General features: G+C 40.1%; 15 protein-coding genes and 2 pseudogenes. 10 read left to right on the forward strand and 7 right to left on the reverse strand.

The genetic code is table 11. The annotated features are described in order from the left end of the window. Positions 1-22 precede the first annotated feature (22 nt). Positions 23-212 (forward strand): annotated as a pseudogene (locus L655_RS1000000128090) (peptidylprolyl isomerase); the annotation flags it as partial. Positions 213-399: 187 nt separating this feature from the next. Here L655_RS1000000128090 and drt4 read toward each other — a convergent pair. The 6 genes from drt4 to L655_RS0117210 form a co-directional block, all read right to left on the reverse strand. Beyond that, positions 400-1,992 carry an antiviral reverse transcriptase Drt4 gene (gene drt4, locus L655_RS0117185; RefSeq protein WP_024605701.1) on the reverse strand — a complete coding sequence of 531 codons (1,593 nt, stop codon included), beginning with the start codon at positions 1,990-1,992 and terminating at the stop codon, positions 400-402. Between the two features lie 230 nt (positions 1,993-2,222). Continuing rightward, a complete protein-coding gene (locus L655_RS0117190; RefSeq protein WP_024605702.1) occupies positions 2,223-2,882 on the reverse strand; it encodes a DsbA family oxidoreductase in 660 nt (219 codons plus the stop codon). Positions 2,883-2,996: 114 nt separating this feature from the next. Next, positions 2,997-4,217, reverse strand: coding sequence for a Xaa-Pro peptidase family protein (locus tag L655_RS0117195; protein ID WP_024605703.1), 1,221 nt, complete (start codon positions 4,215-4,217; stop codon positions 2,997-2,999). A gap of 101 nt (positions 4,218-4,318) precedes the next feature. Then, positions 4,319-4,927, reverse strand: a complete 609-nt coding sequence (locus L655_RS0117200) for a flavin reductase (RefSeq protein WP_024605704.1) — start codon at positions 4,925-4,927, stop codon at positions 4,319-4,321. Positions 4,928-4,936: 9 nt separating this feature from the next. Continuing rightward, entirely contained in the window at positions 4,937-5,659 is a 723-nt protein-coding gene (locus L655_RS0117205; RefSeq protein ID WP_024605705.1) for an SDR family NAD(P)-dependent oxidoreductase, read from the reverse strand. Then, positions 5,656-6,054 (reverse strand): DUF393 domain-containing protein, encoded by a 399-nt coding sequence (locus tag L655_RS0117210; RefSeq protein ID WP_024605706.1) that lies wholly within the window; start codon positions 6,052-6,054, stop codon positions 5,656-5,658. Before L655_RS0117210 ends, L655_RS0117205 begins: the two co-directional genes overlap by 4 nt. 120 nt (positions 6,055-6,174) lie before the next feature. Here L655_RS0117210 and ppc point away from each other — a divergent pair, with 120 nt between their 5' ends. Together ppc and cdd are read left to right on the forward strand one after the other, a co-directional pair. Then, complete coding sequence (gene ppc / locus L655_RS0117215) at positions 6,175-8,820, forward strand: phosphoenolpyruvate carboxylase (protein WP_002959021.1); 2,646 nt, start codon at positions 6,175-6,177, stop codon at positions 8,818-8,820. 136 nt (positions 8,821-8,956) lie between these two features. After that, positions 8,957-9,883, forward strand: a complete 927-nt coding sequence (gene cdd / locus L655_RS0117220; protein WP_024605707.1) for a cytidine deaminase — start codon at positions 8,957-8,959, stop codon at positions 9,881-9,883. 90 nt (positions 9,884-9,973) lie between these two features. Here the strand turns inward: cdd and udp are convergent, their stop codons facing one another. Next, on the reverse strand, positions 9,974-10,729 hold the full coding sequence (udp, locus tag L655_RS0117225) for a uridine phosphorylase (protein WP_007375563.1): 756 nt from the start codon (positions 10,727-10,729) through the stop codon (positions 9,974-9,976). A 454-nt stretch (positions 10,730-11,183) separates the two neighbouring features. Between udp and L655_RS0117230 the strand changes: the two genes are divergently transcribed. The 7 genes and pseudogenes from L655_RS0117230 to L655_RS0117265 all read left to right on the forward strand — a co-directional run bounded on the left by L655_RS0117230 (position 11,184) and on the right by L655_RS0117265 (position 21,292). After that, positions 11,184-12,293, forward strand: coding sequence for an arginase family protein (locus L655_RS0117230; protein WP_024605708.1), 1,110 nt, complete (start codon positions 11,184-11,186; stop codon positions 12,291-12,293). A gap of 129 nt (positions 12,294-12,422) precedes the next feature. Further along, a pseudogene (locus L655_RS1000000128540) lies at positions 12,423-13,112 on the forward strand (amino acid ABC transporter substrate-binding protein). A gap of 147 nt (positions 13,113-13,259) precedes the next feature. Beyond that, complete coding sequence (locus tag L655_RS0117240) at positions 13,260-14,561, forward strand: hemolysin family protein (protein ID WP_024605709.1); 1,302 nt, start codon at positions 13,260-13,262, stop codon at positions 14,559-14,561. 276 nt (positions 14,562-14,837) lie between these two features. Next, on the forward strand, positions 14,838-16,007 hold the full coding sequence (locus L655_RS0117250; RefSeq protein WP_004588754.1) for an efflux RND transporter periplasmic adaptor subunit: 1,170 nt from the start codon (positions 14,838-14,840) through the stop codon (positions 16,005-16,007). Positions 16,008-16,019: 12 nt separating this feature from the next. After that, on the forward strand, positions 16,020-19,154 hold the full coding sequence (locus L655_RS0117255) for an efflux RND transporter permease subunit (protein WP_024605710.1): 3,135 nt from the start codon (positions 16,020-16,022) through the stop codon (positions 19,152-19,154). Beyond that, entirely contained in the window at positions 19,151-20,569 is a 1,419-nt protein-coding gene (locus L655_RS0117260; RefSeq protein WP_024605711.1) for an efflux transporter outer membrane subunit, read from the forward strand. Before L655_RS0117255 ends, L655_RS0117260 begins: the two co-directional genes overlap by 4 nt. Before the next feature lie 96 nt (positions 20,570-20,665). Then, positions 20,666-21,292, forward strand: coding sequence for a TetR/AcrR family transcriptional regulator (locus tag L655_RS0117265; RefSeq protein ID WP_024605712.1), 627 nt, complete (start codon positions 20,666-20,668; stop codon positions 21,290-21,292). The last annotated feature ends 33 nt before the right edge of the window (positions 21,293-21,325 follow it).

Consider the following 21,325-nt stretch of genomic DNA (forward strand, 5'->3'; position numbering starts at 1 on the left):
TACGCAACTAGGTTAGTGTTAAAAGTTTCAAATCTTAGCTAAAAAATATTCATCCTGCCGATTAGGGCAAGAGGCAGTGACCTAGGTAAATTTGGGCGCGACCAAATGTTTTATCAGTTTGAAAATTAGCCTTTATAGGCGCTATTTTAGAGACGCTCCTAGTTAAAACTAAATTTGACTGGCGTGTAATTAAAGTACTTTATCGTACTTAATAAGCTCGCTGACAAATACTAAAAAGGCTGCACACTGCAGCCTTTTTAGTTATCAAGCTATAAATTTTATTGAATGTATAGCTTGGAATTGTTGGGTTTAAATGAAGTTGGAAACTTTTTAGTGAAAATCAGATGACCACTACACTAGTTAGTTATTATGATGGGGTAAATAGGAAAACTAAAAGTTTTACTTTTTAATCTTTTCTAATAAGCCTTCAATAGGTCCGAAGACAAAACCTGTATTAATTCCGTCACATTTATGTTCTGCTTGAGTATGTGTTTCACCGGGTATGAAATTAACATCAAACTCCAAGAGAGTATCAAAGATTTTAATATTGGTGTAAGCATTTTTTACATCACCATCTCTGAATAACTGATAAAGCAAAAGCCAATATGTATCAATAAAGTAGTTGTCGTTTGAGTTAATTACTTTATCTGCAAAATCAACAATTTGCTTATTACCAATAAGTATTGAATTCAGAATAGTCAAGCTGACGCAATCTTCACTCGCTATAATCGCATCTATAGTGTTATCGGCAGGAGCAATTCCTAATTTTTTCATTATGTGGAGAGGCCAACAGATTCCATCTGAACGACGATGTTTACAGTTTTCAATAATTAGGGCATTTAGATGATTATCAATGTCACCTCTTTTAATATTGGATTTTTCAATTAACCTATCAAGGTATGGGATTAAAATAGGGTAGTGCCAAGATAAGTTCAGAACACAGCTGTATACGGTCGCTGGGGCTTGATGATCAAGAAAGTTTACTATCAACTGAATAGCATATTTCAATACACTGCCGTCAGGTGTTTGCTTGTTTACAAGAATTGCATGATTGATGAATGTGATAGCTTCAGAAGCTGTTAGCTTTGGCTCATCTTCGTGGGATTTATTCAATCTACTAGGTAGGTTGCCAAGCAATTCTAATACCCACGCATCTTGATCTGGTGCAGGCTGCTCGATAATCTGAGTTTTTTGAATATTCAAAGATAGCTTGTATCTTGCTAATAAGTGTCCAAGTAGTAATAGAAATTGATGTGCGGATTCATTTGTTTCACAGTAACAATTGTAATCATCCACGTATCGGTGAAAGTGATAACCAGCTTCTAATAGCTCCGAATCTATTTTTCCAAGTATGATTTCAAGACTAATATTTGAAGTGGCAGAACCTATTGGAATACCTTGTGTTTCGTTACGTTTGCATTTTCTTTGGTATTTATCGACCAGATTGAACCACAAGTGATGTTGGCGATTAGTCTTGGCGTAGTCGAATCCAACAAGCCCCCATGCGATAGCATGTGAATATATACTATTGAAGCAGTTTGATATGTCAGCTTTGACTTGAAAGCGCTTACCAAAACTCTCAGTTAGTGCTCGTGTGGTTTTTTCAATGGGGTCTTCATAGTTCATTACCATGATTCGACCATCTTCATGTTCTTCAGGTTTTATAATACTGCTTTCGCTGGTGGTAAATGGCTGAATCTTATTCCAGTGGTCGTGCAAGTGACTTGCGAGCAACGCGTATGCTTTAGGATGAATCAATGATAGTTCACGGAATGCGTTGTTATACCTAGTAGCATTATATGTCACTACATCATAGCCACTGCTTTCTCGGGTGTCAGATTCCCTAAGTACTGCTAATGCTTCACAGACCTCTGGAGTAAACTGCCTAGTGCTAATAAGTGGTGGTAGTTCCCCTATATTAGACTTCTGGTTTGGGAAATAATTGTAGCGAGTCAAAGCTCTGTAGAACTTTCTTTTTGTATAAGCGTCCATTCTTACATCCAGATAACGAAAGTGAATGAGGATATTACGTTATTAAAAAGCTGTTTAAAATATTTATTTTACGCATGTTTATGTCACAAACATAAGAAGGCAGGTTGAATCTTACGTGTACTAAGGCACTTTATCGTACTTAGTTTTCTTTAAAGTAAAGAAGCAACCTTCGCTATATAGAAAAAGACTGCATTGCGCAGCCTTATATATGTTAAACAGCAATTTACTCGCTAAGCGTCTTGCTTGGCTTCTTCTTCACTAATTTGTTTTAGTGCTTGAATGAACGAGTCGCTTGGTTGTCCGCCAGTAAGTGCATATTTATCGTTTATGATAAATGTAGGTACTGAAGTAATACCCATCTGTTTAAAGTTGTCTTGCTCTTGGCGTACGTCTTGAACGTATTTGTCTGAATGTAGGATACTGCGCGCAGTTTCTTTATCAAGACCTACTTTTTCAACAACGTCGAGCAACGCTTCTTCTTGATTTAAGTATTTTAAATCTGTGAAGTGCGCTTCAAAAAAGGCGAGTTTTAACTCGGTTTGCTTACCTTCTTCACGTGCCCACATTAATAAACGATGCAAATCAAAGCTGTTGATCATGATGCGTTTGCCATCAAAATTAAAGGTAAACCCAGCACGCTGACCGGCTTCGAACATGTTTTTACGATTTTCGTCGCCTTGTTCTTCACTTAGGTTGTACTTTTGCATTAAGTGTTCGTTTAAGTCTTGACCTTCAATTGGCATATCTGGATTTAGTTCAAAAGGATGCCACGTAATATCTGCGCTCATTTCGTCTTTGAGTTGCTCTAGTGCAGTTTCTAGGTTTTTATAACCCACTACACACCAAGGGCACATTACGTCTGAAACGATATCAATTTTAAAGTTTTTCATATTTATCCTTTTGAGGATTGCTTTGGTATAACAGGAGATATTGGGATGAACTGCACTTTATCAATACCAAACTAAAAAGAGCAGCTAAACAGCTGCTCTTGAAGGAATTCAGTATTAAGCGTTAAGCCCAAATGGGTCGTCAATGCTATAACTTGGTTGTGTAAACCAATGAGGGCCGTTGTCGGTCATGTAAAAATGATCTTCTAAACGTACGCCAAATTCATCAGGTATAACTAACATTGGCTCGTTACTAAAGCACATGCCTGGGGCAAGTGGGGTTTTATCACCGCCAACTAAGTATGGCCATTCATGAATGTCTAGCCCAATGCCGTGGCCAGTTCGATGCGGGCAACCCGGTGTTTGGTACTGCGGACCTAGGCCTTGCGCCGCTAAATAAGTACGTGCGCCAGCGTCTACGTCTTCGCACGTAGCACCGATTTTAGCTGCATTAAATGCCGCCATTTGCGCTGCTTTTTCATGATCCCAAAACATGCGTTGGCGTATGGTTGGTTCGCCAAATACATAGGTACGGGTTATGTCTGATAGGTAATCGTGTACTTTACAGCCGGTATCAATTAATACCATATCGCCTTTTTTAAGTACTTGGGCATCTTTAACACCGTGCGGAAAAGACGTTGCAACACCAAATAAAACAATACAAAAATAGTTACCTGGCGCGCCTACTTTTTGATGTGCTTGCTTAATAAAGGCTTCTACTTCGGTGGTGGTTATTCCCTCATAAAGCATGCTTGCTGTGGCTTGATGTACGGCTAAGGTCATATCCATCGCGCGCTGCATTAAGCTAAGCTCGTGAATTGATTTATGCATACGGCAATGCGCCGTTACAGGTTGTGCGTTTATGAGTGTTAAACCCGTTTGTGCTTTATTAATGCCGTCGAATATAAAAAATTGTGCGCTTTCATCAATGCCAATGGTTGCGTTTTCATTAATATTTAACTTTTTTAGTACTTCAACAAAAAGTGCATAAGGATTTTCGTGCTCTTGCCACCCATGAATAGGCCCCTCTATTACTTTAAACCCGTTTAGTGAACCAATTTCGAAATAAGGCGCAATGTATTGTACTTCACCAAGGGCCGGTAATATTGCGCCAACCATGCGCTCGCTCGCGTACCATTTCATACCTGTAAAGTAGGTTAGGTTGGTGCCAGCGTTTAAATAAATTGCATCTATGTTGTTTGCTAACATATAAGCTTGCGCTTTGGCTATGCGATCTAAATGTTCGTCAGCTGCAATAGGGGTTAGCGTTTGCGTCATATTACTTAGGCTTGCCAACGCTTGTTCGCTCGATTGTGTACCAATACCGATGGTAGTCATGTTTTTCTCCTTGGATTTTTAGCTAGTGTGATTAATACCAAGGTAAAATTCAATGTTATGCGATAAGAGGCTAATAGTTTATAGCCTCTTAAAAGGTCATATTATTTTTTAGCGTAAGGTAAACGCGTGAGTTTATTGCTTGTGTGGTAGCTATCAAGCCCGGTTACTGCGACTGTTTCAATTGCTTGTAAATCTAGGAAACCATCGCTTTGCAGCGCAGCTTTATCAACAAAAACATCCATAATTTCGCCAATAACGAGCTCAGTTCCATTGATGGCTAAATGTTGGTTTTCTACAAATTTAACCGAGTACTTTAAGCGGCTTTCTTTTACAAAAGGCGCTGCAAAGTCGTTTAAGTATTCAGGCGTTAACCCTGTAGCATCAAACTCAGACTCGTCTTTATCGTAACGGGCTGAAGTTTGATGAGCTTGTTTATAAATCGACTTATTCACTTGATTAATGGTGTAAGTTCCCGTTTGTAAAATATTTTCAAACGTATGACGCGGCACACTGTGAGGGCGCATAATCATGGCGACTAAAGGTGGGTTAGCCCCAAGGTGAATAACCGAGCTTACAATCGACAAGTTGGTATTGCCGAGTAAGTCTTGCGTGCCAATTAAATTGGCGCTTTTAAAACCCGAAAGAGAATTAATTAAATGTGTACGGGTATGTTTTTCAAGTGCGTCTATACGCGCTTTAGTAAAATGCATTAAAAATCCTTACCACGGTATGGTTGAGCCTTGCCAGTCTAAATAAGCAGGCTCACCGTTTAGTTTTAAATCAGGGTTATTGTTTGTTAATTCAAATAGTTGCTTGGCTACAAATTCAGGGGTAAATAATTTGCCTTCAGGTACATTCTTTTGAAAGGGCTTTGAAAGTGCTGTATCGGTAGTCCCTGGGTGAAATAAAACGAGCTTGGTATTTTTAGCTCGGCGTGAAAGCTCAATCGCTGCGGTTTTAAATAGCATGTTAAGAGCTGCCTTAGAGGCGCGATACGTATACCAACCGCCTAATTTATTGTCGTTAATGCTGCCCACACGCGCACTAAGTGCTGTAATAGTACACTGCGTTTTATGTGTTAAGAGCGGCAAAATACTCTGCAAGCAAAGTAGGGGAGTTAGGGTGTTTGAATTGAGAAGTTGGCTAAAATACTCAGCGTCTAAATCCTCCAGCTTTTTTTCGGGCATATGGGTTTCGTTGTGCAGTGTACCATTGAATATAATAACTTGTTGTATATCGGCATTTTGCTCTTTTAGGTAATTAGTAACGCGCGCTAAACTTTGTTTTGTGTAGTCAGTGTGTAGGTGGACAACACTAGAGTCAGATTCAATGCTTTTTGAACTAATACAAACAATCTGATGAGTAGGCGTGTTTATTTGTAAATGTTCTATATATGCATTTGCTATGGCACTGCTTGCGCCGAATAAAACAATGGTTTTCATTTATCACCTTTTGCTTTTAGTCCACATTGGCCGTTACTGCACTGAGTATTTGGCATCAAAAAGCGACTGATGGGGTGCCTATACTTTGCAAATAACAGGTATCCGCAGTCAGCGAAAAAGCGAATTATTGGCAAGCGAAAAATTTTCAACCAGCTGTGTTTACCCACTATTTTCCATGCTTCGTACGTTACATCAAGCCCGTAAATCATTTCACCTGATTGCTTTTGGGCTTGCAGGTAGTTCATTGCTTTGTCTTTATCAATATACGAGTAGCGTTCACTAAAGTCGCTCGCGTTAAGATCTTCAAGCGTAATTAGATTTTTAGAGTCTACGTGTTTTAGTTGCTGCATTTCGGTGCTGCAAAGAGGGCAGTTTCCATCGTAAAAAATGATCATGTAATTGCTTTGTGATTATTTTATATATACTTTTTTACGACAAGACATTGCAAATGGATCTATTAAATATCTCTTCATGATGATATTAATAGTGTCCTACGAAACAAAGGAGAATGAGAAATGAGTGAACAATATGCCGCCTTGCGAGGTAATGTAAATTTACTTGGGCAATTACTAGGACAAACTATTAAGGATGCTCAAGGCCAAGCTATTTTAGATAAAGTAGAAGAAATTCGGGCTTTATCTAAATCATCTCGCAGTGGTAATGAAGACGACAGACAAGCGCTAATAGACGTTTTACATGCGCTTAGTGATGAAGAGCTTTTGCCGGTTGCCCGTTCATTTAATCATTTTTTAAACCTTGCTAATGTAGCAGAACAATTTCATACCGTTTCGCGTTTTAATGACGTTGGCCTTGGTCAACAAAACCCTCTCACTCAAACATTAAAAACGTTAGTTACAAAAGCAGAACAAGGCCAGCTAGATAGTAATCATTTGGCCGAAACACTCTCAAAACTCCACATAAACTTAGTATTAACCGCCCACCCAACCGAGGTGACGCGCCGTACTATTATTAACAAACATGTTGAACTAAGTGATTGCTTAGCGTCATTAGAGCGAAAAGATAACTTACCGCTAGAGCGAGACGCTATTTTAAATCGTATTGAACAGCTTATTAGCCAGGCTTGGCATACCGACGACATTCGTCGCTCTCGCCCAACGCCAGTTGATGAAGCTAAATGGGGTTATGCGGTAATCGAAAACAGTCTTTGGCACGCTGTTCCGCGCTTTTTACGTGAATTTTCAGCCAATGTTAAAGAGCAATTAAGTTTAGAGCTACCAAAAGATTACAGCCCGATTGAGTTCACATCTTGGATGGGTGGAGACCGTGATGGAAATCCATTTGTAACATCGCAGGTTACAGCAGAGGTGCTTGACCACGGTCGTTGGATGGCGCTTAACTTATATATTCAAGATTTAAAAACGTTATGCGCTGAATTATCTATGTCAGACGCCAGTGATGAGCTTATTGAGTTGGCAGGTCAAGACTTTGAACCATACAGAGCGGTGATCAAAAAGCTTAAAAACCAAGTTGCAGAGACCGTGGCTCACCTGGGCGCTAAAATTAAAAATAAGCGTAGCGATTCACAAGATTTAATTACCGATATTAATCAGCTTAAGCACCCTGTAGAGGTCTGCTACCGCTCGTTATTAAAGTGTAATATGAAAGTAGTTGCAGATGGCTTATTGCTTGATTTACTCTACCGTATTAATAGCTTTGGCTTGCGTTTAGCTAAACTCGATGTGCGCCAAGACTCGTCTCGTCACAGCGATGTTTTTTCTGAGCTGACTCGTTATTTAGGTTTAGGCGACTACAACCAATGGCAAGAGCAAGATAAACAAGCTTTTTTACTTACTGAACTTAACTCTCGCAGACCGCTTATTCCAAAACATTGGCAACCAAGCCCTGATGTTCAAGAAGTGCTAGACACCTTTGATGTTATTGCTAAGCAAGACGAACAAACATTTGGCTTGTATATTATTTCGATGGCGCGAACAGCATCAGACATTTTAGCAGTACAATTATTGCTAAAAGAAAGCGGCTGTAGCTTTGATTTACCAGTAGCACCGTTATTTGAAACACTCGACGATTTAAACGCAGGCAGTGATGTAATTACTACATTACTTGATAATGTTTGGTATCGCGGGCACATTAAAAACACCCAAAATGTAATGATTGGTTACTCTGATTCTGCTAAAGATGCCGGCATGATGGCAGCAGGTTGGGCGCAGTACGAAGCTATGGATAAACTAGTGCAGCTTGCTGATGAGCGTGGTATTGAACTTATTTTATTCCACGGACGTGGTGGCACAGTAGGGCGTGGTGGCGCACCTGCTGCACAAGCGCTGCATTCACAACCGCCAGGTTCGTTAAAAGGTGGTTTGCGTGTAACCGAGCAAGGCGAGATGATCCGCTTTAAATTTGGTTTACCCGATGTAGCACTGCAAAGCTTAAATATTTACGCAGGCGCAGTACTACAAAGTAACTTATTACCGCCGCCGGAACCAAAACCGCAGTGGCGCGAAGTAATGAAGCTAATAAGTGAGGAGTCGTGTGAACACTACCGTAATGTAGTTCGCCACGATGAAAACTTTGTACCTTACTTCAGAATGGCAACGCCTGAGCTTGAGCTGTCTAAGTTGCCGCTTGGATCGCGTCCTGCAAAACGTAATCCTAATGGTGGTGTTGAAAGCCTGCGTGCTATTCCATGGATTTTTGCGTGGAGCCAAAACCGTTTAATGCTTCCTGCATGGTTAGGTGCGTTAACTGGCTTAAAAGCTGCGCTTAATAAGTACGGCGCAGAAACCCTAAACGAAATGAGCCTACAGTGGCCATTCTTTAGATCGCGCCTAGAAATGCTAGAAATGGTATTTAGTAAAGCCGATTGCTGGTTGAGTGAGCATTACGATAATGCGCTGGTGGAAGATATGTACAAACCATTGGGTGTAACACTTCGTAAAGAGCTTCAAGAAGCGATTAGCTTGGTGCAATCACTTAGCCCACAAAAAAGCCTACTCGCCGAACAACCTTGGATTAAGGAGTCGATTAGTTTACGTAATCCGTACACCGATCCACTTAACCTATTACAGGTTGAGCTTTTACGCCGTGCTCGCTCAGAGGAAAAACGAAACGAAGGTGACATTGATAATGCGTTAATGATCACGATGACAGGTATAGCTGCAGGTATGCGTAATACCGGCTAACACTTTATTTTGTTAGGTATACCTATTGGTATTAAAAGGGAGCACGCGATGTGCTCCCTTTTTTTGCGTTAAATAGTCTGGTATTTAACACCCTAACCTTTTAAACTACTTAGCCATTGAATAATTAAAAAATATTATGGCTTCAGCAACTTTTACTGTACAGCAAGATACAGCACTTACAAATTCGCACTTCACATTAAGCGTAGCGCAAACAGCGTCATTACGTAGTCAATTAAAATCACAACGTGGCATATTAAATTCTAATAATATTAAAGCGTTATGCGCGCAACTCAATGTGTCTGATGATGTATTACTACAAGGTTTAGTACCTTTAGCTTCTGAGTATGCTGTTGCGCCAGTGTCAGATTTTCATGTAGGCGCAATTGTTAAAGCACTTGATGAAAAGGGTGAGGTAAGCTTTTACTTTGGTGCAAATGTAGAGTTTGATCATCAAGCATTGAGTTTAGTGGTTCATGCAGAGCAATCGGCTATAAATAACGCATGGTTAAACGGCGCTAAAAAAATAGTTAAAATTGCTATTAGCGATGCGCCTTGTGGGTATTGTCGCCAGTTTATGAACGAACTAGCTGATGCGAAAGAGTTTGATATTTTACTTCCTGATCAGCAATTTAAACTTGTTGAATTACTGCCGCATTCATTTGGACCTACCGATTTAGGTAACGAATTTAGCTTATTTAACCCAAAACCACAGCAAGGTAATTTTAGCGCTGAAGACCTTGATGAAACCCTTGCGCGTTTTGCACTTAATGCGTACGTGCCTTACAGCCAAAACTTTAGCGCCGTAAAAATAAGTACATTTAGTGATGGTGATTTTTACGGAAGTTACGCCGAAAATGCAGCTTACAGTCCAAGTTTATCGCCACTACAAAGTGCACTAAGTCAGTTCTTTTTAGCTGGGCTTAGCTTTAACGAAAGTACGGTGAAGGGAATAACATTGCTCGAAACAGCGGGTCGTGAAAACCAGTCGCAAGTGGCAAAAGCTGTACTTGCCAGTTTTACGCATTTACCTGCACTTAAAGTAATTAGCGCACCACTTAAATAGTGGCTTGCATACAATAAAGCACAGCCGGAGCTGTGCTTTATTAAAGCGAGTCATTCTATCGAATTAACTCACTGACTGCTATAACCTGTATCAATCAAGTAATACTTTAGCTGCTTCTAATACTACTGCTACAGATTTACGCTCAATTTCACCGTGGTCTACATTTGGTATTTCTTGGCGAGTACGGTTAACAAGTACGCCTGCTACACATGCTGCTTGTAATCCAAGGGCTGCACACATAGTAAATAATGTTGCCGATTCCATTTCGTAGTTCATCACGCCCAATTTTTGCCACTCTTCGCAGCTACCTTGTAGTGATTTAGGAACGTAACCAGAGTGCGTATCGTAACGCTCTTGCCCTGGGTAGAATGTATCGCTTGATGCAGTAATGCCAATATGAAAATCGATATTTAGGTTTTTACATGCTTGTACCATAGCTTGTGTTGCATAAAAGTCAGATACAGCAGGGTAGCTAAGTGGTGCAAAATGTTGGCTAGCTCCATCTAAACGTACAGACGCTTGGCTAATTAAAATTTCGCCTTCGTTAATGTGTGGCTGAATTGCACCGGTTGTACCAATACGTAAAAATTTACGCACGCCAAGTTGTGCTAATTCTTCTACTGCAATCGACGTAGATGGACCACCAATACCTGTAGAACATATAACCACAGAGTGGCCGTTTAATTGACCTAAATAAACATGAAACTCGCGAGTTTGAGCAAGGCAGGTTGGGTTGTCTAGGAATTGTGAAATACGTGCTGCACGATCTGGATCGCCCGGTACAATCGCAAGTTTTGCACCTTTAAGATCGTCAATACATAGTCCTAAGTGAAATACCTTTTCCATAGCTAAGCCTTTTATAATAATTTGTTGTCAATCTAGCATGATTGCTAGAAACGTTTATCAAGTACAGGACGATTGTCCGTTTTGTCTTAACTCTTCCAATAAAGCCTTAATAATTTTAAGGGCTAATTTGATTTATTCACCAACTATGAATATTCACTCAAGTACTTATATACGTAGCCTTGTTGCGCTGTTGACATGTTCAAGCAGACATAATAAGTATCACTCAAGCGCGTAACTACGATTAAATGGATGATTACAGATTTTAATTAATATCAAATAAATTCAATGGCTTAAATTTTTAGTGAACACGTAAAAACTAACGTGTTTACTTATATTAAGCACTGACTTATTTAGCAAAGTGGCATTTATTTGAAGTTTAGGCATTTTTAGTGATTTTGCATAACTACTCAAAAGTAATTAGCTACGTACAGAATAAAAACCGAAGGAGTTTATTATGAGCACACAATTTGAAGCATTTAAAAACAAAGTTGAGCACTGTTTGTGCGCACCGGGTGATGGCGTATACACAGTAAATACTGCAAAAGAGCGCAAAGCCGCACTGCGTAATAAACTTTATGGACAAACTGAAAACGTTGATAATTTGTGGCGCGAGTCTTTAAACGAATTACCAAACTCACCACATAAAGCCGTTATGTTAGGTATTAGTTCAGACTGTGGCGGTGGGATATTACGCGGCGCAAACTGGGGGCCGTTGTTTGTGCGCTCAGCATTAATTGATCAGCAACCTCAGTGTCATTCGTTTGATTTAGGTGATGTACGTGTGATCCCACATTTACTTCATGACAAATACCTAAATGATGCAACCATTTCTAATTGCCAAAAAGCCTTATATGGTGATGAAGATAACGACTATTACGTAAGCCCGTTATCAATCACTGAGGATGTGTGCGACAGTTTTTACGCAACGTTTAAAGATAAAGGATTATTTGGTATTGGTGGCGATCACTCAATTAGTTACCCACTTACTAAAGCGTACTTAAAAGCAAAACGTGAGCAAGGTAAGCGCACGGCTATTATTCACTTTGACGCGCATACCGATTTACTTGTTGAGCGCTTAGGCATAGATTTATGCTTTGGCTCTTGGTGTACACATATACTAGAGTTTTTACCGGCGCCGCATCATTTAATACAATTTGGTATTCGCTCAAGTGGTAAGCCTAAAGCGCATTGGGAAAATACTTTTGGTGTTAAACAGCACTGGGCACATGAAATCATTGAACGCGGCGCAGCAGCGGTTGCTGCCGACGCTATTGCACAATTAAAAGCCGATAACGTTGATGAAATATACGTAAGCTTTGATATTGATGCACTTGATGCTGAATTTGCATCCGCCACAGGTACGCCAGAGCATCACGGTTTAACGCCTCAGCATGCGCTTGATATTTTATCAGCCATTGCGGATGAGTTTCCTATTACGGGTGCAGATATGATGGAGATAGCGCCATTTACCGACAGCTCTTTAGTTGGTCAATCAAGCTCAGAAACTACACTTAGAGAAGGCGCTAAAATTTCAGCCTTTTTAATTAGTGCAATGAACAAGTAAGCTGTAGAAGCTATAGATACTAGCACTATCAGCGTATAAGTGTGCATTACATAACTAAAAACTAGCAGTTCATAAAGCCTCAGCTATATTTATTAAATACATATAATGAGTTGGTTGAGGCCTCGCTAGATGAAATTGTTGATCTTTTTATTGTTCATTAGCTGTATTAAAGTTGATGCAGCTGAAATTACAATAGTAACGGAAGTATTTCCGGACTTTCAGTATATTAATGAAGATAACAAACTCGTTGGCCGCTCTGTCGAAAAAGTTCATAAAGCGCTAGAAGGTACAGGTATAAACTACACTATGTTGGCGCATAGTTGGGCCATATCCTACAATGCAGCGCTACGCGATAAAAACACCTGTATATTTTCGATTGTTCGATTACCTAATAGAGAAAGTAAGTTTAACTAGGTAGGCGAACTGGAAAGCTTTGACTCTGCCATTTATGGTCTAAAATCCAGAGGTATAAAGTTAAACACTCTCAATGATGCTAAAAAATACAAAATAGCAGTACTGCGTGATAACTTTAGTCATCATTATTTGCTTGAAAGGGGCTTTAGTGAAAGCAAGCATTTATTACTCATCGATAGCCTAGATAAAATAGATAAACTCATAAGCACTCGTCACCATATACTTGATTTTGTTATCCTCAACAAAAAGCAATTTAACTATCGAGTTAAAACAGAGCCTAAGCTTGAGTTACTAGAACCATTACTTGATTTAAACACAACTCAGTCTCCGTTATTTTTTGCCTGTAATATAAATATGGATCCGGCTTTAGTTTCTCAATTAAAAGTTGCCTTTAATAAAATTTAAGCACTTTAAACTCACTGTTTTACCTCTTAAATAATTGAAAATTAATAGCTTAAATATATTTCGTAAATATAAATTGCTGCGTTTAAAAAACCGATTATAATCCAGCTGCTTTTTGTTTAAAAAAGCGCTAACTTATTGGAGCGTTAAATGGGTGATTTAATCGGGATTAGCTTATTGATCTTGATCAGTGCGTTGTTTGCTATGTCAGAAATAGCAATTGCAGCGTCGCGTAAAATAAAACTGCGAGTAATGGCAGATGAAGGAAATATAAAAGCAGCAGCGGTATTAAAGCTACAAGAAAATCCAGGGGCTTTTTTTGCCATGATCCAAATTGCACTCAACGCGATTGCGATATTGGGTGGTATTGTGGGTGAGCAGGCTTTATCGCCTTATGTTGAAAGTGTTTTAGTGCTTTTTTATCAAGGTGCACACTTAGAAAAAATTAGCTTTTTATTCTCATTTTTTACTATTACATCTCTGTTTATCTTGTTCGCCGATTTAATGCCAAAACGTTTAGCGATGATCATGCCAGAAGCTGTCGCTGTTAGAGTCGTTACAATAATGCGCTGGGTAACCTTTGCCTTAACTCCGCTAGTGATGTTTTTTAATGGGGTAACGAACTTTGTGCTGCACTTATTTAAAGTGCCTGCTGAGCGAGAAGACAACGTTACAACTGAGGACATTGTTGCCATGATGGAAGCGGGTGCTGCATATGGTAGTTTGCAAAAGCAAGAGTATGAACTCATTGGTAATGTGTTTGACCTAGAAGCGCGGTTTTTATCAAGCGTAATGACGCCACGCGACCAAATTGTCTATTTTGATTTAAACGAATCTAGCCATGATATTGCGACCAAAATTATTGATCACCCTCATAATCACTTTTTAGTAGTGTCAGGAAATTTAGATAAATTGCATGGCTCTGTTGAATCTAAAGATATTTTACGACAAGTACTCAAAGGCGAAGCCGCCAATATAAACGATGAGCTGATTGATAAAGATGTTTTTTACTTACCTGAAACATTAAGCCTATCAGAAGCTTTAAATGCGTTTAAAAGCGCAGCAAAGCCATTTGCTGTTGTCGTAAACGAATACGCGCTTTCGGTAGGTATTGTAACGGTTAAAGACTTAATGAAAGGGTTTATGGGTGATTTAATTACTCATCAAGGTGATGAATTAATTATAGAGCGCGATAAAAATTCATGGCTTGTAGATGGGTTAACTCCAATTACCGATTTAGCAAAGGTACTTGATATAGAAGAATTTCCAGATCAGATGCACTATGAAACTGTCGCTGGATTTTTAATTTACAGTATGAAGCGAATCCCTAAACGTGCAGAGCATTTAACTTTTTCAGGCTTTAAGTTTGAAGTTGTTGATGTAGAGGGCATTAGGGTAGAGCAGTTGTTAGTTTCAAGAGTTATTAATCCACAGAACGACACCCTCCTTTAAAAAAGTAAGATAGTCGTTTATATAACTAGCCAAGTTGTTTTTAGCTTGGCTTTTTTGTGCCTATTTAAAAGTTTTGTGCTTAAAAGGAGTGGTTATTTCAATCTGTTTAATTGCTTTATTTTCAAACAGCTTTGATTCTATTTTCATCAAATTAACATTAAATGCTACCTAAGGCGTATATTGTACTCAATAGTGTAAATTTCTCCTTATTAAGATTCATTATCAGCGCATTTTAATTTAGAATGATCGTTCACTCTAAACTAAAAGGTATTTAACATGCAGCGTTCCCGCATCGCTTTATTTGTATTGTCAGCCCTCGTCGGTTCTGTTGCTTTAACTGGTTGTGATCAGGCTGCTGAGCAGTCACAAGCTTCAGCTCCTAAAGCTGTCCCAGTGGGTGTAATTACAGTAAAAAGCCAAGCGCTTACTCTCAAAAAAGAACTTCCTGGTCGCATTAGTGCATTTCAAATTGCTGAAATTCGTCCACAAGTAAGTGGTATTGTACAATCTCGTTTATTTGTTGAAGGTAATGAGGTTAAACAAGGCCAAGCACTGTATCAAATAGACCCTGCTACATTTGAAGCAGACTTAGCAGCAAGTGAAGCAAGCGTAGCGCGCGCAGAGGCAAGCATTGCCAGCTCTAAATCAAAAGCATCGCGTTATAAAGAACTTTTAAAAATTAAAGCCGTGAGCCAACAAGATTTTGATGAAGCAGATGCCGCATACAAGCAAGCTAATGCTGAATTATTAACAGCTAAAGCGCAGTTAAAATCAGCGCAAATTAATCTCGATTACAGCCACGTCTCTTCTCCTATTAGTGGTCAAATTAGTAAATCAAGCGTAACAGTGGGTGCACTTGTAAGTGCCAATCAAAGTACAGCACTTGCTACAGTAACTCAGTTAGATCCAATTTATATCGATTTAACACAATCAAGTAATGAGCTTACCCAACTTAAAAAAGCAATATCATCAGGTGCTCTAACTGTCGATTCGGCTAATCAAACTGACGTTGAACTTATTATGGAAGATGGCTCTATTTATCCTCATAAAGGCACATTACAGTTTTCTGAAGTGACCGTTGATCCAAGTACTGGCTCAGTAACACTGCGTGCTAAATTTTCAAACCCAGAAAAATTATTACTGCCTGGCATGTATGCTCGAGCTTCTATTGTGGAAGGTGTTAAAGCGGGTGCTATTTTAGCTCCGCAACGTGGCGTTAGCCGTAATTCAAAAGGCGAACCAACAGCAATGGTTGTCAGTAAAGACAACACAGTAGAAAGCCGCGTATTAAAAGTAGATAGAACTATTGGTTCTGATTGGCTTGTTACTGATGGCCTAAGTGATGGCGATAAGTTAATAGTTGAAGGTTTACAAAAAATCCGCCCTGGTGCACCTGTGAACCCATCTGAAATTCAATCGTCTGCTAAAGCCGATCAAGCGCAATAACGGAGAGTTTTAATGTCACGATTTTTTATCGATAGACCGATATTTGCTTGGGTACTCGCTATTGTAGTGATGCTTGCAGGTATTTTGGCGATTAGGAGTTTACCTATTTCGCAGTATCCTTCAATTGCACCACCTGCAGTGAGTATTACTGCAACGTACCCTGGTGCATCTGCACGAACACTTGAAGATACGGTAACGCAAGTTATTGAGCAAAAAATGAAAGGGCTTGATGGCTTGCTTTATATGTCATCTACGTCTGAGTCGAGTGGTTCTGCTACGCTTACACTTTCGTTTAGCGCTGAAACTGACCCTGATATTGCACAAGTTCAAGTGCAAAATAAACTAGCTACAGCAACTCCACTATTACCAGAAGCCGTACAAAGGCAAGGTGTGGTAGTTGCAAAATCAGCGCGTAACTTTTTAATGGTTTATGCTTTTGTGTCTAAAGATGGCAGCATGACCAATATTGATATTGGCGATTATGTTTCATCAAACGTGCAAGACGTTGTCTCGCGTGTTGAAGGCGTAGGTGAAGTACAGCTGTTTGGTTCTCAGTACGCGATGCGTATTTGGTTAGACCCTGCAAAACTACAAAACTATCAGCTTACACCTGCCGACATCAGCGCCTCTATTTCTGCACAGAATGCACAAGTATCTGCTGGTCAACTTGGTGGTATGCCAGCGGTTGATGGTCAGCAGCTTAATGCTACAGTAACGGCGCAAAGCCGATTACAAACGCCAGAGCAATTTGAACAAATCTTAGTTAAAACCAATCCAGATGGCTCTTTTGTGCGTCTAGAGGACGTTGCTAGAGTAGAGCTTGGCGGTGAAAGCTACCGTGTTGTTGCACGTTACGATGGACAACCAGCATCAGGCTTAGGTATCAAATTAGCCAGTGGCGCGAACGCACTTGATACAGCTGAAGGTGTTAAAAAAGCAATTGAAGAGTTAAAGCCATTTTTTCCTGAAGGGTTAGATGCGGTTGTACCTTACGACACAACGCCATTTGTATCGCTCTCTATCGAAAAAGTTATTCACACTTTAATTGAAGCCGTTGTTTTAGTATTTGTAGTTATGTATTTGTTCCTACAAAACTTTAGGGCAACACTTATTCCAACTATTGCCGTGCCTGTAGTTTTACTTGGTACGTTTGGTATTTTATACACCTTTGGTTATTCAATAAATACACTAACGATGTTTGCGATGGTACTTGCCATAGGATTATTGGTAGATGATGCAATCGTTGTTGTAGAAAACGTAGAGCGCTTAATGACCGAGGAAAAACTCTCAGCGCTTGAAGCAACACGAAAATCTATGGATGAAATTAAAGGCGCGCTGGTAGGTATAGCTATGGTGCTTTCGGCTGTATTTATTCCAATGGCATTTTTTAGTGGTTCTACCGGTATTATTTATCGTCAGTTCTCTATTACACTGGTATCGGCGATGGGTCTTTCGGTATTGGTGGCACTTATTTTAACACCTGCATTGTGTGCAACGCTTTTAAAACCAAGCCACGTTCACGATAACACCTCATTTATTGGCAAATTTTTCTCTGGCTTTAACCGTGGGTTTGATAAAACTAATAGCGGTGCGCAAGGCTTTGTTAGCCGAATGATCAACCACTCTAAGCGTTATTTACTTATTTACGCGGTGATAGTGGGTGGCATGGTGTATGTATTTTCGCATTTACCAACGGCGTTTTTACCAGACGAAGACCAAGGTATTTTATTTAACCAAGTTTCATTACCAGCGGGTTCTACAACACAGCAAACGCTTGAGGTTGTTAAAAAGGTAGAAAATCACTTTTTAAACGATCAATCTGAAGCAGTAAACGGTATTTTAACCGTGACTGGTTTTAGTTTTGCAGGTTCTGGTCAAAACTCAGCAATTGCCTTTATAAATCTTAAACATTGGGATGAGCGTCAGCGTGACGAGTTATCTGTTCAAGGTGTTGCAGGTAAAGCGATGGGCTACTTTTCAACGATAAAAGAAGCATTTGTTTTTGCCTTTCCGCCACCTGCAATTGTTGAGCTGGGAACTGCTAATGGCTTTAATATTTTCTTACAAGACCGTGTAGGCCTTGGCCATGAGGCACTTTTAGCTGCACGAAATCAGTTATTAGGTTTAGCAAGCCAAAGTCCAATTTTAGCGGGCGTGCGTCCAAATGGACAAGAAGATATGCCAGAGCTACAACTTGATACAGATTTGGCAAAAGCCGAAGCGCTTGGTGTGTCGCAAAACGATATTAACAGTACACTTTCGACAGCATGGGGTAGTAGTTATGTGAATGACTTTATTGACCGTGGTCGAGTGAAAAAAGTGTATATGCAAGGTGATGTACAATCTCGCATGGTGCCTGAGGATCTAAATAAGTGGTATGTACGCAATGATAATGGCGATATGGTGCCCTTTTCAGCGTTTGCTAGTGCCTACTGGACGTATGGTTCGCCGCGTTTAGAGCGTTACAATGGTTTTTCAGCAATGGAAATTCAAGGTAGTGCAGCGCCAGGTTACAGTACAGGCCAAGCAATGGATGAAATGGAGCGTTTAGTTAAACAATTACCAAATGGTATTTCGTCTGAGTGGACCGGTATTTCATTCCAAGAGCGCTCTAGTAGCGGTCAAGCACCTCTACTATATGGCCTATCGCTGTTATTTGTATTTTTATGTTTAGCCGCGCTTTATGAAAGTTGGTCGGTACCGTTTGCGGTAATGATGATTGTGCCACTGGGTATATTTGGTGCAATTATGGCAGCGCTTGGCGGTGGCTTATCTAACGATATCTACTTGCAGGTAGGCTTGTTGACCACCATTGGTTTGGCATCTAAAAATGCGATACTGATTGTAGAGTTTGCGATTCATAAAATGGAAGAAGGGCTTGGCTTAGTTGATGCGACTATTGCTGCTGTTCGCCTTCGTTTGCGTCCAATACTTATGACTTCGATGGCCTTTATTTGTGGTGTTTTACCGCTTGCTATTGCCTCAAGCGCGGGTTCTGGTGCGCAAAATGCGTTAGGTATTTCGATTATTGGCGGCACACTTGCATCATCAATATTAGTTGTTGTTTTTGTACCGTTATTCTTTGTGTTAGTGCGCCGTGTATTTCCTGGCAAAGCTAAAGAGACTACGAAGGAGAGCGCAGAATGAGCATTAAAACATTCAGCCTAAGTGCAATTGCTTTATTGGTGCTAAGTGGTTGCCAACTAGCGCCAGAGCAAAAAGACCTTGCTTTACCAGTATCTGATGCTTATGCATCAGATACTGGGCAAAGCGCTGCGCAGCAATTAAATTGGCAGCAGTTTTTTAATGACGAAAAACTACAAACGTTAATTAGTCAAAGCCTTGAGCATAACAAAGACATGCAAATTGCAGTGCTTAATGTGCAGCGTGTGCGTGGTTTATATCAAATTGAAGACTCTGCTTTGTATCCATCCCTTGATTTAAATGCCTCAGGTACGCGCCAGCGTTTACCGGCTGACTTATCAGGTACTGGCGATGCAGCTATTAGCTCGCAATACAGTGCAACAGTGGGTATTACCTCTTACGAGTTAGATATTTGGGGCAAGGTAAGTAACCAATCAGCGCAAGCACTGCAAAACTTATACTCTACAGAGCTTAGTCAATACAGCACGCAGGTGTCTTTAATTTCAGAGTTGGCAAATGCGTGGCTAAATTATGCAACTGATTTGCAACTGCTAGAGCTTGCAAAAGAAACGCTTACCTCTCAGCAAGAGTCATTATCGCTTACGCAAAAAAGCTTTGATTTAGGTGCGACGTCTTCTATTACTCTTGAGCAGCTTAAAAGCACAGTTGCTACGGCAAAAGTAGACATAGCAACGTACAAACGTTTGTTAAAGCGTGATAAAAGTGCCTTAGATTTATTAGTAGGTAAATCTGTTTCAGCTGATTTACTACCTAATAAAGACCTGACTAACTTGATCAGTATGCCAGAAGTACCCGTTGGTTTACCGTCTGACCTGTTATCACAGCGCCCTGATATTAAAGCCGCTGAGCATTTAATGCTTGCTGCTAATGCCAATATTGGTATTGCTCGTGCGGCGTTTTATCCAAGCATAAGCTTAACTGCCAATGCGGGGTCAGCTTCAAGTGACTTAAGTGGCTTGTTTGATTCAGGCTCGGGTACATGGAGTTTTGTGCCTACAATTAGCTTACCTATTTTTAATATGGGACGTAACCAAGCAAATCTTGATGTAGCAAAAGCCGATCAAAAAATTGCAGTGGCAACGTATCAGCAAAAAATTCAAAATGCGTTTCGCGAAGTTGCCGATGCACTTGCTGATAGAGAAGGTTACCAAGAGCAATTAAGTGCCCTTGATATGCTTATAAGTAGTCGACAAATCACGTTTGATTTATCAAAAATGCGTTATGAAAAAGGCGCAGATAGCTACTTGCAAGTACTTGATGCTCAGCGTACGTGGTACGGCGCGCAGCAGCAGTTAATTGCGGGTCAGCAAGCATATCTTGCGAGTCAAATTAACTTGTACAAAGCGCTTGGTGGCGGATGGAATGTAGCCAGTGAAACAACTCAGGTAGAGAAATAATATTTGCGGCTTTTAAAGCCGCATTACATATTTATATAGCGAGACTATTTATAGCTCTTGCTTTACTGAGTTTATGACTTGGTAGTGGAGTTGAACATGAAGCCTAAAGCAAAAAGGCAAACAGATCCCGCTATAGCGCAAGCTAGGCGCGAACAAATTTTATCAGCTGCTGCAGAGTGTTTTCGCCGTAAAGGTTACCACGGTGCAGGTATGGCAGAAATATCTAAAACGGCAGGGATGAGTGCAGGCCATATTTATAATTACTTTGAAAGCAAAGAGGCGATTATAGAAAGCATTATTGAAAAAGACATGGAAGAAATGTTCTCTATCTTTCAAAAGTTTGAAGATCACCCTGGTGATGTTTTGGCGGCTCTTTTAGATGGCTTAAATATTGGCGTGCAAAGACACATGGATACAGGCTCATGTGTTATCGATTTAGATATGATGGCAGAAGCGGGTCGTAATATTAAAGTCGCTACTCTTTTGCGTGAAACCGATATTCAAGCAAGAGGGCGCATGAGGCAGCTTTTAGCAAGCGAGCGAAGTGCGCTCAAAGACATTGATGAGCTTGAACTTGAAAGCCGAATTAATGTTATTTTTTCGATGATGGCGGGGTTATTACTTAGAAAGTTACTTTACCCTGAGCTAACCGAAGAAACGGTACTCATAGCGCTTCGCCCTGCAATGAAAACATTACTGATGCCATTTGATGAAGCGCAGTAACGCTCAAAATAGATAACTAAAAAGTAAGCTAGC

This window comes from Pseudoalteromonas sp. TAE79, assembly GCF_000498015.1.
Classification (GTDB): Bacteria; Pseudomonadota; Gammaproteobacteria; order Enterobacterales; family Alteromonadaceae; genus Pseudoalteromonas.

What these genes read in the sequence shown, in the direction of transcription:
- L655_RS0117200 (WP_024605704.1), bottom strand. Translation starts at nt 4,927, where the DNA reads ATGCATTTTACTAAAGCGCGTATAGACGCACTTGAAAAACATACCCGT.
- L655_RS0117260 (WP_024605711.1), top strand. Translation starts at nt 19,151, where the DNA reads ATGAGCATTAAAACATTCAGCCTAAGTGCAATTGCTTTATTGGTGCTA.
- L655_RS0117205 (WP_024605705.1), bottom strand. Translation starts at nt 5,659, where the DNA reads ATGAAAACCATTGTTTTATTCGGCGCAAGCAGTGCCATAGCAAATGCA.
- cdd (WP_024605707.1), top strand. Translation starts at nt 8,957, where the DNA reads ATGGCTTCAGCAACTTTTACTGTACAGCAAGATACAGCACTTACAAAT.
- L655_RS0117195 (WP_024605703.1), bottom strand. Translation starts at nt 4,217, where the DNA reads ATGACTACCATCGGTATTGGTACACAATCGAGCGAACAAGCGTTGGCA.
- L655_RS0117190 (WP_024605702.1), bottom strand. Translation starts at nt 2,882, where the DNA reads ATGAAAAACTTTAAAATTGATATCGTTTCAGACGTAATGTGCCCTTGG.
- drt4 (WP_024605701.1), bottom strand. Translation starts at nt 1,992, where the DNA reads ATGGACGCTTATACAAAAAGAAAGTTCTACAGAGCTTTGACTCGCTAC.
- L655_RS0117265 (WP_024605712.1), top strand. Translation starts at nt 20,666, where the DNA reads ATGAAGCCTAAAGCAAAAAGGCAAACAGATCCCGCTATAGCGCAAGCT.
- L655_RS0117255 (WP_024605710.1), top strand. Translation starts at nt 16,020, where the DNA reads ATGTCACGATTTTTTATCGATAGACCGATATTTGCTTGGGTACTCGCT.
- udp (WP_007375563.1), bottom strand. Translation starts at nt 10,729, where the DNA reads ATGGAAAAGGTATTTCACTTAGGACTATGTATTGACGATCTTAAAGGT.
- L655_RS0117210 (WP_024605706.1), bottom strand. Translation starts at nt 6,054, where the DNA reads ATGATCATTTTTTACGATGGAAACTGCCCTCTTTGCAGCACCGAAATG.
- L655_RS0117230 (WP_024605708.1), top strand. Translation starts at nt 11,184, where the DNA reads ATGAGCACACAATTTGAAGCATTTAAAAACAAAGTTGAGCACTGTTTG.
- L655_RS0117240 (WP_024605709.1), top strand. Translation starts at nt 13,260, where the DNA reads ATGGGTGATTTAATCGGGATTAGCTTATTGATCTTGATCAGTGCGTTG.
- L655_RS0117250 (WP_004588754.1), top strand. Translation starts at nt 14,838, where the DNA reads ATGCAGCGTTCCCGCATCGCTTTATTTGTATTGTCAGCCCTCGTCGGT.
- ppc (WP_002959021.1), top strand. Translation starts at nt 6,175, where the DNA reads ATGAGTGAACAATATGCCGCCTTGCGAGGTAATGTAAATTTACTTGGG.